The 16,267-nt window shown below is 66.9% G+C and carries 13 protein-coding genes; 7 read left to right on the top strand and 6 right to left on the bottom strand.

Annotation, left to right across the window (positions count from 1 at the left end; genetic code table 11):
• Positions 1-34 precede the first annotated feature (34 nt).
• Both OTER_RS18470 and OTER_RS18465 read right to left on the bottom strand, forming a co-directional pair.
• Positions 35-1,315 (bottom strand): helix-turn-helix transcriptional regulator, encoded by a 1,281-nt coding sequence (locus OTER_RS18470; protein WP_158305480.1) that lies wholly within the window; start codon positions 1,313-1,315, stop codon positions 35-37.
• Between the two features lie 8 nt (positions 1,316-1,323).
• The gene (locus tag OTER_RS18465; RefSeq protein ID WP_012376462.1) at positions 1,324-2,160 is read right to left on the bottom strand and encodes a DUF1638 domain-containing protein; all 837 of its coding nucleotides are present in this window, start codon (positions 2,158-2,160) and stop codon (positions 1,324-1,326) included.
• A 179-nt stretch (positions 2,161-2,339) separates the two neighbouring features.
• On the opposite strand from OTER_RS18465, the gene OTER_RS18460 reads away from it, so the two are divergent.
• The 3 genes from OTER_RS18460 (at position 2,340) to OTER_RS18450 (ending at position 5,119) form a co-directional block, all read left to right on the top strand.
• Entirely contained in the window at positions 2,340-2,975 is a 636-nt protein-coding gene (locus OTER_RS18460) for an MBL fold metallo-hydrolase (RefSeq protein WP_012376461.1), read from the top strand.
• Positions 2,976-3,215: 240 nt separating this feature from the next.
• Positions 3,216-4,382, top strand: a complete 1,167-nt coding sequence (gene ribD / locus OTER_RS18455) for a bifunctional diaminohydroxyphosphoribosylaminopyrimidine deaminase/5-amino-6-(5-phosphoribosylamino)uracil reductase RibD (protein ID WP_044892690.1) — start codon at positions 3,216-3,218, stop codon at positions 4,380-4,382.
• Between the two features lie 125 nt (positions 4,383-4,507).
• On the top strand, positions 4,508-5,119 hold the full coding sequence (locus tag OTER_RS18450) for a non-canonical purine NTP pyrophosphatase (protein WP_012376459.1): 612 nt from the start codon (positions 4,508-4,510) through the stop codon (positions 5,117-5,119).
• A 218-nt stretch (positions 5,120-5,337) separates the two neighbouring features.
• On the opposite strand, the gene ispH is transcribed toward OTER_RS18450, so the two are convergent.
• On the bottom strand, positions 5,338-6,207 hold the full coding sequence (gene ispH / locus OTER_RS18445; RefSeq protein WP_012376458.1) for a 4-hydroxy-3-methylbut-2-enyl diphosphate reductase: 870 nt from the start codon (positions 6,205-6,207) through the stop codon (positions 5,338-5,340).
• Positions 6,208-6,438: 231 nt separating this feature from the next.
• Positions 6,439-7,476, bottom strand: a complete 1,038-nt coding sequence (locus OTER_RS18440; RefSeq protein WP_012376457.1) for a sensor histidine kinase — start codon at positions 7,474-7,476, stop codon at positions 6,439-6,441.
• A 219-nt stretch (positions 7,477-7,695) separates the two neighbouring features.
• Between OTER_RS18440 and OTER_RS18435 the strand changes: the two genes are divergently transcribed.
• From OTER_RS18435 to menD, 4 genes are all read left to right on the top strand, one after another.
• Positions 7,696-9,249: a class I tRNA ligase family protein gene (locus OTER_RS18435; RefSeq protein WP_012376456.1), complete on the top strand. Its 1,554-nt coding sequence runs from the start codon at positions 7,696-7,698 to the stop codon at positions 9,247-9,249.
• A gap of 41 nt (positions 9,250-9,290) precedes the next feature.
• A complete protein-coding gene (locus OTER_RS18430) occupies positions 9,291-10,748 on the top strand; it encodes an isochorismate synthase (RefSeq protein ID WP_012376455.1) in 1,458 nt (485 codons plus the stop codon).
• Positions 10,749-10,912: 164 nt separating this feature from the next.
• On the top strand, positions 10,913-11,677 hold the full coding sequence (locus OTER_RS18425) for a DUF1573 domain-containing protein (protein WP_158305479.1): 765 nt from the start codon (positions 10,913-10,915) through the stop codon (positions 11,675-11,677).
• Positions 11,678-11,683: 6 nt separating this feature from the next.
• A complete protein-coding gene (gene menD / locus OTER_RS18420; RefSeq protein ID WP_012376453.1) occupies positions 11,684-13,411 on the top strand; it encodes a 2-succinyl-5-enolpyruvyl-6-hydroxy-3-cyclohexene-1-carboxylic-acid synthase in 1,728 nt (575 codons plus the stop codon).
• A gap of 117 nt (positions 13,412-13,528) precedes the next feature.
• On the opposite strand, the gene OTER_RS18415 is transcribed toward menD, so the two are convergent.
• Together OTER_RS18415 and OTER_RS18410 are read right to left on the bottom strand one after the other, a co-directional pair.
• Positions 13,529-14,815 carry a tetratricopeptide repeat protein gene (locus OTER_RS18415; RefSeq protein ID WP_148218175.1) on the bottom strand — a complete coding sequence of 429 codons (1,287 nt, stop codon included), beginning with the start codon at positions 14,813-14,815 and terminating at the stop codon, positions 13,529-13,531.
• A 240-nt stretch (positions 14,816-15,055) separates the two neighbouring features.
• The gene (locus tag OTER_RS18410) at positions 15,056-16,264 is read right to left on the bottom strand and encodes an ABC transporter permease (protein ID WP_012376451.1); all 1,209 of its coding nucleotides are present in this window, start codon (positions 16,262-16,264) and stop codon (positions 15,056-15,058) included.
• Positions 16,265-16,267: the final 3 nt, after the last annotated feature.

Here is a 16,267-nt window from a genome sequence, read left to right as displayed (position 1 = left end):
AATCCCCCAGCGCGCGCAGGAAAGGAGCGCGCGATCAGGCCGGCGGCGCGGTGGGCGTTTGGGCGCGGCGGAATTCGCCGGGCGTCTGCTGCGTAGCTCTGCGAAACACGCGCGTGAAATAACTCTGGTCGCCGAACCCGCAGCTTTGGGCGATCTGCGCGAGCTCGGTTTCGGTTCGCGCCAGCAGGTGGCACGCGCGATCCACGCGCAGTCGCGTGAGCAACTCGGTGAACGAGCGGCCGGTCTTGTCCCGCATCAGATGAGAAAAGTGGCTCGGCGACAGTCCGGCCGCGCGCGCGACCTCTTCGCGGGTGAGTTCGCCGGCGAGATGCTCCTCCATGTATTCGATCGCGCGGGCGAGCTGCACGGAGTTGGGGTGACGGCGATTGGCCTGGATGGCGTCGATCAGCAGCTCGAGCATTTCGCAGAGCCAGGTGGCGAGTTCCTCCTGCGACGCGATCCGCGCGAGCGTCGTGATCGATTGGTAGTTCAGCCCGAGGATTTGCGATGGATCGCCGCCGGCCTGCACCGCGGTGCGCGTCATCGTGACGACCAGCTCGAGCGCGAGGCTCTTCAGCAGCTCCATCCGCGACTCGCCGAGGAAATAGATCGCGGTGAGCACGCGATTGATTGCGCCGCGGGCGGCGGGGCGTTCGCCGCGGCGGATGGCGGCGATAAGCGCGGGCTCCTCGCGCAGGTAGATGCTGCGGATGTCGTCGTGCAGTCCCTCCTTCAACGCGTGCAGCGCCTCCGCTTTTTCGCGTTCGCGACGGGCGTGTCGCCGCCGTTCCGCGAGCAGCGCGGCGTTGGTGAGGTTGTGCCTGGCGGCGAGTTCGAGCAGCCGGCGGCACGCATGAAGGATCCGTTGATCGAGCGCGCCGGCGCGGGCGGGACGTTTCAGCGCGACGCCGCAGACGAGCAGACCGCCGAGCAGCGTCTGGTTGCGCAACACTGGCACGGCCCAGAGCACGCGTCCGTCCGGATCACCCATCACGCACGGCTCACCCCAGCGCAGCGCCTCGGCGATCGCCTGCTGGCGCGCGGTCTGTGCCGCGGTCGGGTCGGCGGAGGCCGACACGCGACCGCGCAGCACGGTGCCGGCGGCATCCGTCGCCACGAGCGCGAAACCGGTGGCGCGGCGGTGTTCGGCGGCGAATGCATCGAAGGCGAGCGCGTCGAGGAGTCCGGCAAAGACCGCGTTGTCGGCCGGTGCAGCGTGGGGCCGGGAGTCAGGAAAGGCTCCGCTCGCGGCGGCTTGCCGCCGGGTGAGCGAACCGGAGCCGAGGAGTGAAGTGGGACGCGAGCGGCGAAGCACGTTGAACCTCACGAAACGACCGGCACGGTGGCCGGCGGCGGGCACGGCTCCGGCGGGAGCAGCGCGGATGAAGGCGACGCCAGCGGCGACGGTTCGCAAGCGGCGCCGAGGCCAGTGGCGACCGCTTTCACCACGCGCGTATCCGCGCTGAACGCGGTTTGCTGACCGGGTGGAACGACGAGAAAACGCTCGGCATCCCATTCGCCCGCGAGCAGCGCCCGCAGCAACGAGCTGTCGCCCGGCTGTTCCTCGCAGGGCCAGCCCAGCCAGGTGGCGCAGGTTTGCGCATAGGCTTTCTCCGCGGCGCTGTCGGGCAACCCAAAATCGGTGTAGACCGCGCGGCCGTGTTCAAAGAAGGAAGCGCGTTCCATCGCGATCAGCGCTTCGGCGTCCTCGACGCCGAATTTTTTCGTGTATTCGCTGCGCAAGGCCGCCTCGCGATCGGGACCGGGCACGCGACGCGCGCGATTCCAGCCGGGCGTGTACCAGTAAACGTCCGGCGTGCGGCGCATGATGTCCGCGTAGCGTTCCTTGCTGCCGAGGAAGAGCGTGAGACAGTCGTGCGCGCGCGGGAGCACGAGCGGGCAGCGCGCCGGCCGCAATCCCATGGTGCCCAGACCGCACACGCCGTAGACGAGCGCGACCGCTTCGACCGCGGGATCGTCCTCGGCGCGGGCGAGCGCGGCCGCAAGTGCGGTGTGCAGGAATCCGGGACGGTCATGCAGTCCCACGTCGAGGAATTCGGTGCGAACGACGTGGGGCGCCTGCGGCAGAAAGTGCGCGAGCTCGGTTTCGAGCACGCGACACGCGATCAGCGCGAGGCGCGGTGGCGGAGACGACGGCATGGGAACATTGGCAGCCTGAACGGACGGGGCGGCGCTGGCGAGCCGGGCGTGCGCACGGGAGGCGTTTTTTCGGTCCGGCGGAATCGAGCGGTGCAACGTCCGGGTGGACTATTCGGCTGAACTGGTTTCCTGGCACCATTTGGATTGCCGAGCCGCGCGAATCGCGTGGATTCGATTCAATGAATCTTCATGTCCTGCCCGCCGGGCCGATCCGGACCAACGCCTACTTGCTGACCGCGCCGGAGCGCGGCGAGGCCGTGCTGATCGACGCGCCCGCCGGCGTGTGGCTCGACGTCGAACCGATCCTGCAAAAGGAGAAGTGCCGACTGACGGAACTCTGGATCACGCATGGGCATTGGGACCACACGCAAGGGGCGGCGGAGATCGTGCGGCAAACGGGGGCGAAGGTGCGGGCGCATTCGGACGACCGGCCGTTGCTGGAAACGCCGAAGGTCCAGGAAGCGTTCATGGGAACGCGGTTGGACGTGGAACCGGTTGGCGTCGACCGTTGGGTCGGGCAGGGCGAGCGGTTCGAGTCGCTCGGGCAGCCCGTGGAGGTTCGCCACGTGCCCGGCCACTGCGCGGGCAACGTGCTCTATTTCCTGCCGCGGGCGCAGGCGGCGTTCGTGGGCGATGCGCTGTTTGCCGGCAGCGTGGGCCGCACGGACCTGCCGGGCGGGAGCTTTGAGACGCTGGAACATTCGATCCGGCAGCAGATTTACACGCTGCCGGAAGAGACCGCGGTTTATCCCGGCCATGGGGCGGACACGACCGTCGGCGCCGAGATGGCGACCAACCCTTATGTTTCGGGATGATGGGGCGCCGCCTGCGCGGTTAAGATTTTGTCATTCTGCGGCTAGCACCAGATCCCAGTGGACGTCGGCGCGACTTTCCTGTGAACTACGCGGGTGGGTGCCCGATATTTGCACCATCCATCTTGAACCAATCCCAGCGCTTCAACCGATCAGTGTCGCCGACCACCGCTGCCTGTCACGGGCGGCTGCAGCGAGCTGTGGCTGGGCCGGGACAGTGAGTGACGCGCGGCGAACCTGATGATGAGTACGACGACGAACAATCACGAGACCTTCATGCGACGGGCTTTGGAGGTGGCGCGAAAAGGCTGGGGCGACACGCATCCAAACCCGATGGTCGGAGCGTTGATCGTGGAGGAGGGCCGTGTCGTGGCCGAAGGATTCCACGCGCAGGACGGCGGGCCGCACGCGGAACGGCTGGCTTTGTTGAACCGCGGCAAGCCGCCGCGCGCGGGTGCGACGATGTATGTCACGCTGGAGCCCTGCTCGACTTCCGGCCGGACCGGCGCGTGCACGGATGCGATCATCAGTTCGGGCATCAAGCAGGTGGTGGTCGGCGCGACGGACCCGAACCCGGAGCATTCCGGCAAGGGCTTCGAGGTGCTGCGCGCTGCGGGGGTCGAGGTCATCCACGGCGTGCTGGAGCGCGAGTGCACGGACCTGAACCTGATTTTCAATCACTGGATTCATCGCGCCACGCCGCTGATCGCGTCGAAGTCCGCGGTGACGCTGGACGGCCGGATGGCGTGTCGCACCGGTGAATCGAAATGGATCACCGGCGAACCGGCGCGCGCGAACGTGCACGTGTGGCGGCGGCTTTTCCCCGCGATCGCCGTGGGCGCGGGCACGGTGTTCAAGGACAACCCGCGGCTGACGGCGCGGGTCGAAGGCCAGCCCGAGTGGTGCCCGATCCGCTTCGTATTCGACGGACTGCTGCGCACGGTCGTCGACAAGCAGTTGCCTAAGCTCTACACCGACGAATTTCACAGCCGCACCGTGGTGGTGACAACGCCACACGGCGGGCTGGGCTACGTGCGCAAACTGCGCGAGATGGGCGTGCAAGTGTGGGTGATCCCGTCGCCGACGCAGCGCGTGCCGATGTCGGAATTTCGAAAAAAATGCGTGGAGGAACGCGTCGCGGGCGTGCTGTTCGAGGGCGGCGCGCAGCTCGTGAGCCACCTGCTGCAGGAGAAGCAGCTCGACTATCTTTTCATTTATCGCGCGCCGGTGTTGTTTGCGGACGATCGCGCGAAGCCGATGTTCAACGGACTGCGCACGGAGAAGCCGGTGAATGGCGTGCGGTTGTCGGATGTGCGCAACGAAGTGCACGGCGACGACACACTCACGCGCGGCTGTGTGGAGTATCCGGCGCAGATGTTTGTTGACGAGACGACGTACAGCCTGGCGTGAGGTGAGGGCGTGGGATGGCGGGTCCTGTAGGACCCATGGGACCGATGGGATCGAATAGGGCTTATGGGCCGGGCGGGCGCGAAGCGGGTTGCCTCGGGCGGCGCGCGCGTGGTTCAAAGCTCCCGATGAAACTGCATCTCGCGTCGGGTAATCTGCACAAGGCGGAGGAGTTCGCGGTGCTGGCCGCGGCATCGGCGCGCGACGATGCGCCGGCGATCGAGATCGTCTCCGCGCGGGCGATGGGTGGCATGCCCGAGGTGGTCGAGGACACAGGCACGTTTGTTGGCAATGCGCGGAAGAAAGCGGCGGCGCTGCGCGTGCGGCTGCCGGCGGGTTCGTGGGTGCTGGCGGACGACAGTGGGGTGTGCGTGGACGCGCTCCACGGCGGGCCGGGCGTCGAATCGGCGTACTACGCCGGTCCGGAGGCGAGTGGTCGCGCGAACTATGAAAAACTGCTCCGTGTGCTGGCGGATGTGCCCGACGAGCGGCGTGGCGCGTACTTCTTTTGTTTGCTGCTGGTGCTGGATGGCGCGGGCGCGGAGTACGTGTTCGAGGGGCGCTGCCAAGGGCGGCTGTTGCGCGAACCGCGCGGCAGTGCCGGGTTCGGCTACGATCCGATCTTCGTGCCGGACGGTTTCGACCGGAGCTACGCGGAACTCGGCGAGGACGTGAAGAACCGAATCAGCCATCGCGCCCGCGCGTGGGCGCAGCTGGCGGAGTGGGGGCGGAGAAGTTGAGAGTTGAGGGTTGAGTGATGAGAGCTGAGGCCGGCGCGCGACCAAGCGACGGTAGAAGCGGCTTTAGGCCGCGATATCGTTGCTCTGACGGTAACTGATCGTGGCGCAAAGCGGCTCCTACGGAGGTATGCGCCACGTTCTCGTATGCGCGCCAACGATCCCCCGGCTCTCAACCCTCAACTCTCATCTCAACTGCGAGCTCTCAGCTCGCTCGCCGCTCACAACGCCTCGAGCTTCGCGCAGACTTCGCTGATCAGGAATTCGGGCGTCGAGGCGCCGGCGGTGACGCCGATCACGGTGAACTTTTTCATCTCCTCCGGCGAAAGCTCGGCGGCGGTTTCGATGTGATACGTGGGCAGGTTCTGCAACCGCGCGAGCGAGGCCAGTTTCACCGTGTTCGCCGAGTGATGGCCGCCGATGACGACGATCGCCTGCGCGCCTTGACGCGCGAGTGCGACGACGTCGGTTTGCCGGTCCTTCGTCGCCTGACAGATCGTGTCGAACACCAGCACTTCCTTGAACTTCTGCCGCGCATATTCGGAGAGCTCGGCGAATTCGTGCATGAACATCGTCGATTGGGAAACCATGCACACGCGCTCGAGCGCCGGCAGCGCATCGATGTCCGCCTTGCTCGTGATGCAGTAGCCGCGACCCTCCGTGTAACCCAACAGCCCGATCGCTTCCGGATGATTTTTGTCGCCGAAGATGATCGTCGCGTAGCCTTTCTTGGCGTGCAGCCGGATCTTGCCCGCGATGATGCCGACGTCGGGACACGTCGCGTCCTTGAAGTCCATGCCGAGGCTTTTCAGGTAGTTGCGCCGCTCCGGCGAAATGCCATGCGCGCGCACCACCATCACGGGATTCTCGCCCGGGGCGGCGGGGTTCACCGCGATGTTCGCGCGGCTCTGGTAGTCGCCGACCTCGCGGATGCCCTCCTCGGACAACTTCTCCATCATCTGGCGGTTGTGGATCAACGGGCCATCCGTGTAGACGGGCTTCCGTCCTTGGTGCGCGTAGTCGCGCGTGATCTCGATGGCGCGCTCGACTCCCCAACAGAACCCGGCGCTCTTGGCACGAAGGACTTTCATCGCGGCGCACAATGGGTGGGCGGACCGGCAGGTCAAATCCTGAGGCGGTGGGCGTGCGAATGACCACGAGGGACACAAAAAGCACAGGGGAGCGTTGGTGTCCTTTGTGCCTTCCGTGGCCACACTTCCGACTTGAAGGCACTGCGGAGCCTCCGATATCGCGGACGGCTCGGAGAGCGGTCACTACCCACGTGGCAGTTTGCGGCGTGGCCCAATCGCCAGATCCGCGGATCAGCCCGTCCGCATCGGCAGCGTGAACACCACGCGCGTGCCGCCGGCGGGCGCGCTCTCGATGCGGAGCCGGCCGCCGAGGTGTTCCGCGCGGGCGTGCATGTTGCCCAAACCGTGGCCGGTGCCGCGGCGTGACTGGAGATCGAACCCGCGACCGTTGTCCTGCACGGCGAGACAGGTTTCGCCGTCACCCGGATGCAGCCGCACGCTGACGCGCGTGGCCTGGCCGTGGCGCAGGCTGTTGCTCACGGCTTCCCGCGCAATCTGCAGAGCCTCGATGCTTTGCTCCGGCGTCAGCTGGGCCGTGGCGGCTTCGTCCACGCGCAGCTCGAACTGCACGTCGCGGCCGGCGTCGAGTTCATGGACGAGCGCCTTGAGTGCGTCGGCGAAATTCGCCTGACGCAGGTTTTCCGGCGCGAGCCCGGCGATGTAAGCGCGCACCTCGCGAATGGTTTGATTGAGGTTCTCACGACAGGCGGCGAGCTGGCGATCGGCCGCGACCGCATCGGTGCGAGCCAGCGCGCGGGCGGATTCGATCGAAAGCCCGGCGGCGTAAAGCGATTGGATGATGCCGTCGTGGAGATCACGACCGAGCCGGATCTTTTCCTCGAGGGAGCGGTTCAACAACTGCTGGTTGAGCAACGCGTCGGCTTCGGCGCGCTGGCGGACGTCGCGTTCGTGGGCGAGCTCCTCGCCTTGGGCGACGGAGGTTTTCGCGAGCCTGGCGAGCGCGCCGAGATCGGCGGGATGCGGCGAAGGCGCGGCATCGTTTTCGGGGTGCCGGCTCGCGCGAAGGCCCAAGCTAACGGCCAGAGCGAGCGCGACGATGCAACCCGCGAGCGCCAGCGGGAACGCCGCACGGTGGGCGGCCTCCACGGCGCGGACCGCGGGTGCCGAAGCGGTGGCCGTGCTGGTGGCGCCGTGGTCGGGAGGAGTCGGGATGCCAGAGCGTCGCAGCGTCGGCCATGACAGCAGCGCAGACAACGCGGCGAGAATCACGAGCAGGCCGAGAGCAAGGAAGCGCGGCAGCGGATTCATGCGTGCGCTGGATTCTGCGGTGGCCCAAGCCGTCGGTCAAAGCTTTGCTGGCGCGAGACTGTCGTGAGGAAGTATATTTTTTTCTGCAAACCCACGGGCGAGGCGCCCGTGCCACGTGGCATGGGCGTCCCGCCCATGTCAGAGAGTGGCGGTGCCCAGCCGCCGGGCAAAAGGCTTTCGACATTTCCGGTGCGGCCGCTTTGGTTAAGCGGCTTCCGCATGAAGTCATTCTACATCACGACCGCCATCGACTACGTGAACGGTTCGCCGCATCTGGGCCACGCCTACGAAAAGGTGCTGACGGACGTCATTGCCCGGTTCCGGCGGCAGATGGGCGACCGCGTGCATTTCCTCACCGGCACCGACGAGCACGGCCAGAAAGTGCAAGCCAGTGCGCGCAAGCTCGGGATCCCGCCGCAGCAGTTCGCCGATCAGGTCAGCGCCGAGTTCCGGGCGCTGTTGCCCAAGCTGAACATTTCGAACGACGACTTCATCCGCACGACGGAGGAGCGGCACAAGCGCGTCGTGCGCGATGTGCTGCAGCGGCTGTTCGACAAGGGCGAAATCTACAAGGCGGAATACAAGGGCTTCTACTCGACGCGGCAGGAGCAGTTCTTGCAGGACAAGGACCGCAACCCGGACGGCTCGTGGCCGGAGATTTTCGGCGAGGTGACCGAGATCACCGAGTCGAACTACTTCTTCAAGCTGCGCGCCTACCAGGACTGGCTGATCGAGTATCTGACGCAGCACGAGGATTTCGTGTTCCCGCGCTACCGGCAGAAGCAGGTGCTGGAGTTCTTGAAGGAGCCGCTGAACGACCTCTGCATCTCGCGGCCGCGCGAGCGGCTGGAGTGGGGGATCTCGCTGCCGTTCGATGAAGGTTACGTCACCTACGTGTGGTTCGACGCGCTGCTGAACTATTACTCCGCCGTCGTCGATAAACCCGGCACCTGGCCGGCGTATCACGTCATCGGCAAGGACATCCTCGTGCCGCCGCATGCCGTTTACTGGCCGATCATGCTGCAGGCCGCGGGCATCGAACTGCCGCGCGGCATCATCGCGCACGGCTGGTGGCTGCAGCGCGGCGCCAAGATGTCGAAGAGCACGGGCAACGCGCTCAACCCGCTGGATCTCGTGGGCGAGTTCGGCGCGGATGCGTTCCGCTATTTCCTGATGCGCGAGATGAACGTGGGACAGGACAGCGATTTCACCCGCGAACAGTTCCTGGTCCGCTACAACAGCGAACTGGCGAACAATCTCGGCAATCTGGTGAACCGCACGCTCAACATGACGACGCGGTTCGCCGGCGGCGTGCTGCCGGCGCCGGAAGCGGGCGACGACACCGAGCGCGAGCTGCGCGCGCTGTGGGACAAAACGCGCGACGAATGCCTTCCGCTCAACGAGGAGTTCCAGTTTCACACCGCGCTCGAGCGGGCGATGACGTTCGTCACCGCGACCAACGCCTACATCGAAAAACGCGCGCCGTGGAAACTCGGCAAGTCCGCCGAACCGCATGACCAGGCACTGCTGCGGACGTCACTCGCCACGATGGCGGAGGCGCTCCGGCTCGCGGTCGCTTCGGTGCAGCACGTGATACCGGCTGCGGCCGAGAAGATCAACGGCGTGCTCGGCTACACGCCTGGACCGGTGTGGCGCGACGAGCTCGTCTGGGGTACGAAGCTCACCGGTGCGAAGGTGGCGCCGGCACTGGTGCTGTTCCCGCGGCCGACGGCGGAGAAGCCCGAACAATCGGGAAAACCGGCGAAGTCATAAGCCTGTCGTTCTCTTTCCCGTTTCGTTCTCGTTCTCCTGTCATGGGCGCTGAGAACGATAGCGAGAACGATCCCGCCATGACCATCCTGCCGATCGATCCTGTGGCCAACGCGACGCCGGAGGCGTTGCGAGGATTTCTGGCGACGTGCCGGACCGCGGCGCAGCGGGACGGTCATGCGAAGCTCGTCAGCATCTCGATCGCCGTCGACGCGCTGGATCCGCTGGCGGTGCTCGAGTCGATCTTCGAACCGGACGAGCCGCATTTTTATGCCGAGCGCGTGTCGCTCGACACCGCGATCGCGGGCGCCGAGGCGGTAGTGGCGACGGACGCGCACGGCCCCGAGCGTTTTGCTGCGGCGCAACGTTTCATCGACGAGACGCTGGCGCACACGATCGCCGTCGGGGAAGTGGAGGCGGCGTTCGGCGGACCGCATTTTTTTGCGGCGTTTGCGTTCGAGAACGAACTGGCGCCAGGCGAGCCGTTCCCCGCGGCGCGCGTGTTCGTGCCTCGGTGGCAGGTGGCGCGGGCCGGCAGCGGCACGACCGCGGTGGCGAACTTGCTCGTCACCCCGGACGCGCCGCTCGAACTGCTCGCCGAAAAGGTGTGGCGCGCCCACGGGAAGTTCCGCACCTTCGAATATGCGGCGCCCGAGCCACCGACGCAGACAGCGGACGCGCGCGCGACGCTGAAGGTGACGGATCAGGGCGACTACCCGGCGGCGGTGGCGCAGGCGATCGCGCGGATCGCGGCGGGCGAGTTCAGCAAGATTGTGCTGGCGCGCACCCGCACCGTGCAGGCGAGCGAGCCGCTGCATCCGTTGCAGATGCTGAACCAGCTGCGGCAGCGTTTTCCCGAATGTCACGCCTTCTCGATCGCGAATGGACGCGGGCAGAGCTTCATCGGGGCCACCCCGGAGCGGCTGGCGCGCGTGAGCCGCGGGGCGCTGGAAACGGAGGCGCTGGCCGGGTCGGCGCCGCGCGGCGCGTCGGCGACTGAGGATGCGCGTCTCGGCGCGGAGTTGCTGCGCAGCGACAAGGACCGGCGCGAGCAACGACTGGTGCTCGACTCGATCCAGCGCCGGCTGACGCCGCTGGGATTTGCCCTGGAATTTCCCGCCGAGCCAATCCTGAAAAAACTCGCGAATGTGCAGCACCTGCTCACGCCGGTGCGTGCGGTGCTGCCGCCGCACGTGCGGCTGCTCGACGTGCTGGCCCAGCTGCATCCGACGCCGGCGGTGGGCGGCTCGCCGCGCGCCGCGGCGATCGCGGGCATCCGGCAACTGGAGGGCTTTTCGCGCGGGCTGTATGCGGGCGCGATCGGCTGGATCAACGCGCGAGGCGGCGGCGAGTTTTTCGTGGGACTGCGTTCGGCGCTCGTTGACGGATGTACCGCGCGGTTGTTCGCCGGGGCCGGAATCGTGGCGGGATCGGCGCCGGAGAAGGAGCGGGCGGAAACAGAGTTGAAATTTCGCGCGATGCAGGAGGCACTGAAGCTGTGATGCGATTTCCGAAACGCTGCGGAAGATTCGACATGCCAAGGGTAGGGCGGCGAGTCCTCTCGCCGCCGAGTATGCCGGAGACGGCCACGGCGCGGAGCGGAATCCGCGCCCTACCAGCGATGCGCGGGCGTTTGGCTTTCCGTTGGATCGCCGTGATATCTGCCGTGCTGGCCAGCCTGCCGATGCCGACCCGCGCCGCGGTGCCGGGGCAGATGCAGAGTGTGACGGCGGCTGCGCTGGCGTGGGAGACGCTCGAGCAGAGCTACGACGCCAAACCCGGCGAGACGACGGCGGAGTTCTCGTTTGCATTCCGCAACGTGTCCGACGCGCCGGTGGAGGTGCGCGGGATCAGCACGTCGTGTCGCTGCACCGCCGGCATCATGCGTGCCCAGCCGTGGATCATCGCGCCTGGCGCGAGCGACACGCTGCGCGTCATCGTCGATCTTCGGAGCCGGCGCGGCGCGTTGACCAAGACCGTCTATGTCGACACGACCGCCGGCGAGGAACTCCTGCTGGTGCACGTGCAGGTGCCAACGCCGCCGGCGATTCAACGCGAAATGAACATGATGGTGGCGCAGGCGGACCGGCAAGCGGTGCTGCGTGGTGACTGCGTCAGCTGCCATGTCACGCCAGCGGCCGGCAGGATGGGCGGCGAACTTTTTCAGGCAGTCTGCCAGGTCTGCCACGGCGCGGAACACCGCGCGAGCATGGTGCCGGACTTGAAGGCGCCGCCAACCGTGCGGCGCGATGGGGCGTATTGGAACGAGTGGATTCGCAATGGGAAGGAAGGCACCCTGATGCCGGCGTGGGACAAGAAGCGCGGCGGCGTGCTCGACGACGCGCAAATCGAGTCGCTCATCGCCTACCTGCTCGCCAACCTGCCCAGCGAACCGGCCCCGGCCGCACCGCTGCCGACGCCGGCCAACTGACACGCGATGAGCGCCACGCTCGATTTCCGAAACACCAACGCGTTGTGGGGCAGCGTGCTTGTCGAGACGCTCGCGCGCTGCGGCGTCCGCGAGGCGGTGGTGTCGCCCGGCTCACGCTCGACGCCGCTGACGATCGCACTCGCGCGGCATCCGCAGATCGAAGCGGTGCCGGTGCTCGACGAACGCTCCGCGGCGTTCTTCGCGCTCGGGTTGGCGAAGCAGCACCGGCGACCGGTCGTACTGTTGTGCACGAGCGGCACCGCAGGCGCGAACTACTTCCCGGCAGTGATCGAGGCGCAGGAGAGCAATGTGCCGCTGCTGGTGATCACCGCGGATCGTCCGCCGGAGATGCGCGACTGCGCCTCCGGCCAGACCATCGATCAGCAACGTCTGTTTGGCGGGCACGCGAATTTCTATCACGAGTTGGCCGTGCCCGAGCCGCGGCTCGACCGCCTTGCGTATCTCCGGCAGACCATTGCGCATGCGGTGATGCGCACGCAGAGTCCGGCGGCGGGCCCGGTGCACCTGAACGCGCCGTTCCGTGATCCGCTGCCGCCAATCGAGGACGCCAGCGTGCGCGCGCTAGCGGGACAGATCGGCGACGATTTTTTCGCGCATCTCGATCGGCCGGCGCCCGTCGGGGCCGCGACGATGGCGTGGGCGGCACCGATGACCGGACGCGGCGTGATTGTCGCGGGGCCGGCGCATGTGGCGGATCCGGCAATCTACGCCCAGAAGGTCAGTGCGCTGGCGACGATGCTCTGCTGGCCGGTGCTGGCGGATGCGCTTTCGCCCGTGCGCAGTCAGCTCGCTGCGGCCGACATCGTGACCTGTTACGATGCGATCCTCCGTGAGCCGCAGGTGGCCAAGCGACTCAGACCGGAAGCGGTGCTGTGTCTCGGCGGCTGGCCGACGAGCAAGGTGCTGCGCGGCTGGCTCGAGACGAGTGGCGCGGAGGTGTTGCTCGTGGCGACCTCGGCGGCCAATCGCGACGCGCTGCACGGCCGCGCGCGGCAGATCATCGCGGACGTGGAGTCGCTGGCCGTCACCGGCCGGCGTGCGGACGACGCGGGCTATCGCGCGGCGTGGCAGCAGGCGGAGGTGCGGGCGCGGAGCCAGTTCGACGTAGTGCTGGAGAAGGAGAAGGCGCTGTTCGAGCCGAAGGCGTGCTGGTTGTTGGCGCAACATCTGCCAAAAAACACGCCGGTGTTTGTGGCGAGCAGCATGCCGGTGCGCGACGTGGAGTATTTCTGGCCGGCGACGAAACGGCAGCAGGCCGTTTACTTCAACCGCGGCGCGAACGGCATCGATGGGACGCTCTCGACCGCGCTCGGGATTGCGCACGGCAACCGGCCGGCGGTACTGCTGACCGGCGATCTCGCACTCCTGCACGATGCGAATGGATTTCTGCTGCGGCCGAAACTGCGCGGGTCGCTGACGATCGTGCTGATCAACAATGCCGGCGGCGGGATTTTCGAGCATCTGCCCGTCGCGCAGTTTGACCCGCCGTTCGAGGAATTTTTCGCGACGCCGCAAGCGGTGGATTTCGCGAAGCTCTGCGCGGCGCATGATGTCGAGCACGTGCTCATCCGCGGCTGGCCGGAGTTCAGCAAGCTTATCGCGACGCTGCCCGAGCAGGGCATTCGCGTGCTGGAGTTGCGGACCGATCGGAAACACGACGCCGCACGCCGTAAGCAACTGCTGGCGGACGCCGCCGAGCCGGTGCGCGGCTGAGCCGTTCGGACAGCGGTGGCGCTGTGGACCCGGCCGGTGGCCGATTTCTGGCGCCGCAGTTACCAGAGGGACTCCCGGCGCGGAGCGGAATCCGCGCCCTACCTGGCCGGCGTGACTCTAGTCGAGCGGTGGGAGCTGGAAGACCTGCACGTCATGGGCGGACATCGACGCTGATTTCTTGGGGTCGAACAGCGCCCAGCCACTGTGTGCGATGACCGTGGGTAGGCCGTCCCCAAGCGTGAGCAGCGTGAGATCGTCGAGTCCCGGCAGCGATGAGGCGAGCGTGGTGACGGAGGTGATCGCGCTGAAATCGTCGGAAAGCGAGAGGCGCACGACGCGCTGCGGTTCAATGCCGTTCTGCACGGCAATCACGGCGGTTCCGCGCGCGGCGAGTCCGTCAATGCCGACCAGCGTCGTGCTCACTGGCGCGGCCAGCCAGTGCAGAGCGCACGTGGCGACGTCGATCAGAACCAGGCCGTTCGCGTAGTCGCTCACGATCAGCTTCCGTCCGTCGTCGAGCAGGGCGATGCCTTGCAGCGATTCGAACACGGAGGACGTGATCCAGGGTTTGGGAGCAGCGGCGCCGGGGGCGAGCCGCCAGATCGTCGGCGCGCTGCTGTCGGGCGCGTAGATCGAGCCATCGGGGGCGAGCGTCAGATCGCCGAGCAGATGCTCGCGGGTGTCGTTGGGCAGCGGATAGCGCGCGAGCAATCGGCCGGAGTCGAGGTCGAAGGCGGCGAGTGCGCCGGAACTGCGCGTATCCGGAGCGACACCGGCGACAGCGGACATGAGCGAGGTGGCCGCCCACAACCGTTGGTTGGGCTCGTCGATCACCAGTCCAAACATACCGCCGATGCTATCGTCGGCCGCGGTGAATCGCGTTACTGCGCCCGCGGCCGTGCGGCGCCAGATGCAGCGCAGGTGGACGTCGGAAAGAAAGGTGTCGCCGGTCGAAGGACGGCAGGCGATGCCTTCGATGATCCCGGCGTGTTTCGGCAACGTGAAGAGGGGAGTCGCCTTCCCGCGCGGTTCGCGGTGGGCAGCCATGGCTGCAAGGACGGCACGGAACTCCGGCTTCTCGCGCAACGCGGCGAACTCCTCGTCGTCACCGAGGGGAAGCACCAAGCCCAGCGAGCTGAGTTGGCGAAGGGCTTCGATCGCCCCGGCGGTGTCGTGGACCCTCATGCGTGCGACGGCCAGATTGTAGAGCGTGCGAGGTCGATCCGGACGGAGCTGGGCCGCCGCGGCGAACGCGTGGGCGGCGGCAGTGTAGTCCCCGCGCTGAAAGGCCTCGACGCCCGCGCGGTGCAGCTCACGGGCTGAAGGCTCGGGGCTCGCGCGCACCACCAAGCTGGCGGTGATCACGATGGCGATGACCGAGGCGCGGAGCATACGCGTGGGCATGGGCGGAGTCTGGAGCGGCGGCTACGCGAAGGCGAGCATGGCGCAAGTGGAGCGCCGTCCGTCGTCGCATTCCTCCACGCGGAACGAGCAGAGCAAGGTAGGGCGAGCATCCTCTCGGCGGGCAGCGGAATGCCCGCCCTACCTTTAAAACGGTTGTTCGAAAGTGCATGACCGTGTTTAGCCTCGGGCGCGACAGAGGGAAAACCCGCGGCCAAGCTGCCCGTGCCAGGTGGTGCCGAGCTACTCGTAACGGAGCGCGTCGATCGGATCGAGCTGCGCGGCTTTCCGGGCGGGGTAGAAGCCGAAGAACATTCCGACGGCCGCGCTCACGACAAACGAGAGTACGACCGAGGGCGTGGAGACGAGCACCGGCCAGTCGTTGATGATCGAAACGAGTTTCGACGAGCCGACGCCGAGCGCGATGCCGAGCAGCCCGCCGAGCGAACTGAGGATCACCGCCTCGACGAGGAACTGCAGCAACACGTCGCGGCCGTGCGCGCCGACCGCGAGCCGGATCCCGATCTCGCGGGTGCGTTCAGTCACCGAGACCATCATGATGTTCATGATGCCGATGCCGCCGACGATGAGCGAAATGCTGGCGGTGATCCCGAGGAAGATGGTCATCGTGCGGGTGTTCGCCGTCGCGACCTGCGCGAGCTCGACTTGGTTGCGCACGGTGAAGTCTGGCTCCTTGCCCTTGCGCCGCTGCGTGAGCAAATCGGTGATCTCGTCCTGGACGCGCTGGATCTGTTCCGCGCTGGGCGCCTGTACGAGAATCGAGCTGACGTTCGTGCGGCGCGACAGCCGTTTCATGTGACTCGTGTAGGGGACGATCACGATATCGTCCTGGTCCTGTCCGAAAAGATTGAAGCCCTTCGCCTCGAGCAGACCGACGACCTTGAACGGGATGTTCCGGATCCGGATCGTCTGGCCGATGGGATCCTCGTTGGGGAACAGCTGATCGGCGATGGTCTTCCCAATGACGGCGACCTTGGCCACGCTGCGGACATCCTGGTCGGTGAACATCGTGCCGCTGGCGACCTTCCAGCCGCGGATCTCGCCGTAGTCGGGCGATTCGCCGTTCACGAGCGTGTTCCAGTTGAGTCCGTTGGCGAGAACCTGGTTGCGATCGCGGACCTCGGGGCTGACCGCAATGGCGCCGGGCACCTCGTTGCCGATGGCCAGCGCGTCCTCGACCGTGAGCGTGGGCGCGCTGCCCCAGCCGCCGCGCATGCCGCCGCCGGTGAAGCTGCCGGAGAAAACGGTGATGACGTTCTGGCCGAGGCTGGCGACCTGCGCTTCGACCTGCGCTTTTGCGCCGTTGCCGATACTGACCATGGCGATCACGGCGGCGACACCGATGATGATGCCGAGGGCGGTGAGCATCGAGCGCAGCTTGTTGCGGCGGAGGGCGCGGAGCGCGACGATGATGATGGAGCGGAAGCGCACGGG

Origin of the sequence: Opitutus terrae PB90-1 (genome assembly GCF_000019965.1) — a bacterium.
Lineage (GTDB): Bacteria > Verrucomicrobiota > Verrucomicrobiia > Opitutales > Opitutaceae > Opitutus > Opitutus terrae.
The sequence above is the reverse complement of the archived record's forward strand: the minus strand, read 5'-3'. Positions and strand labels throughout refer to the sequence as shown.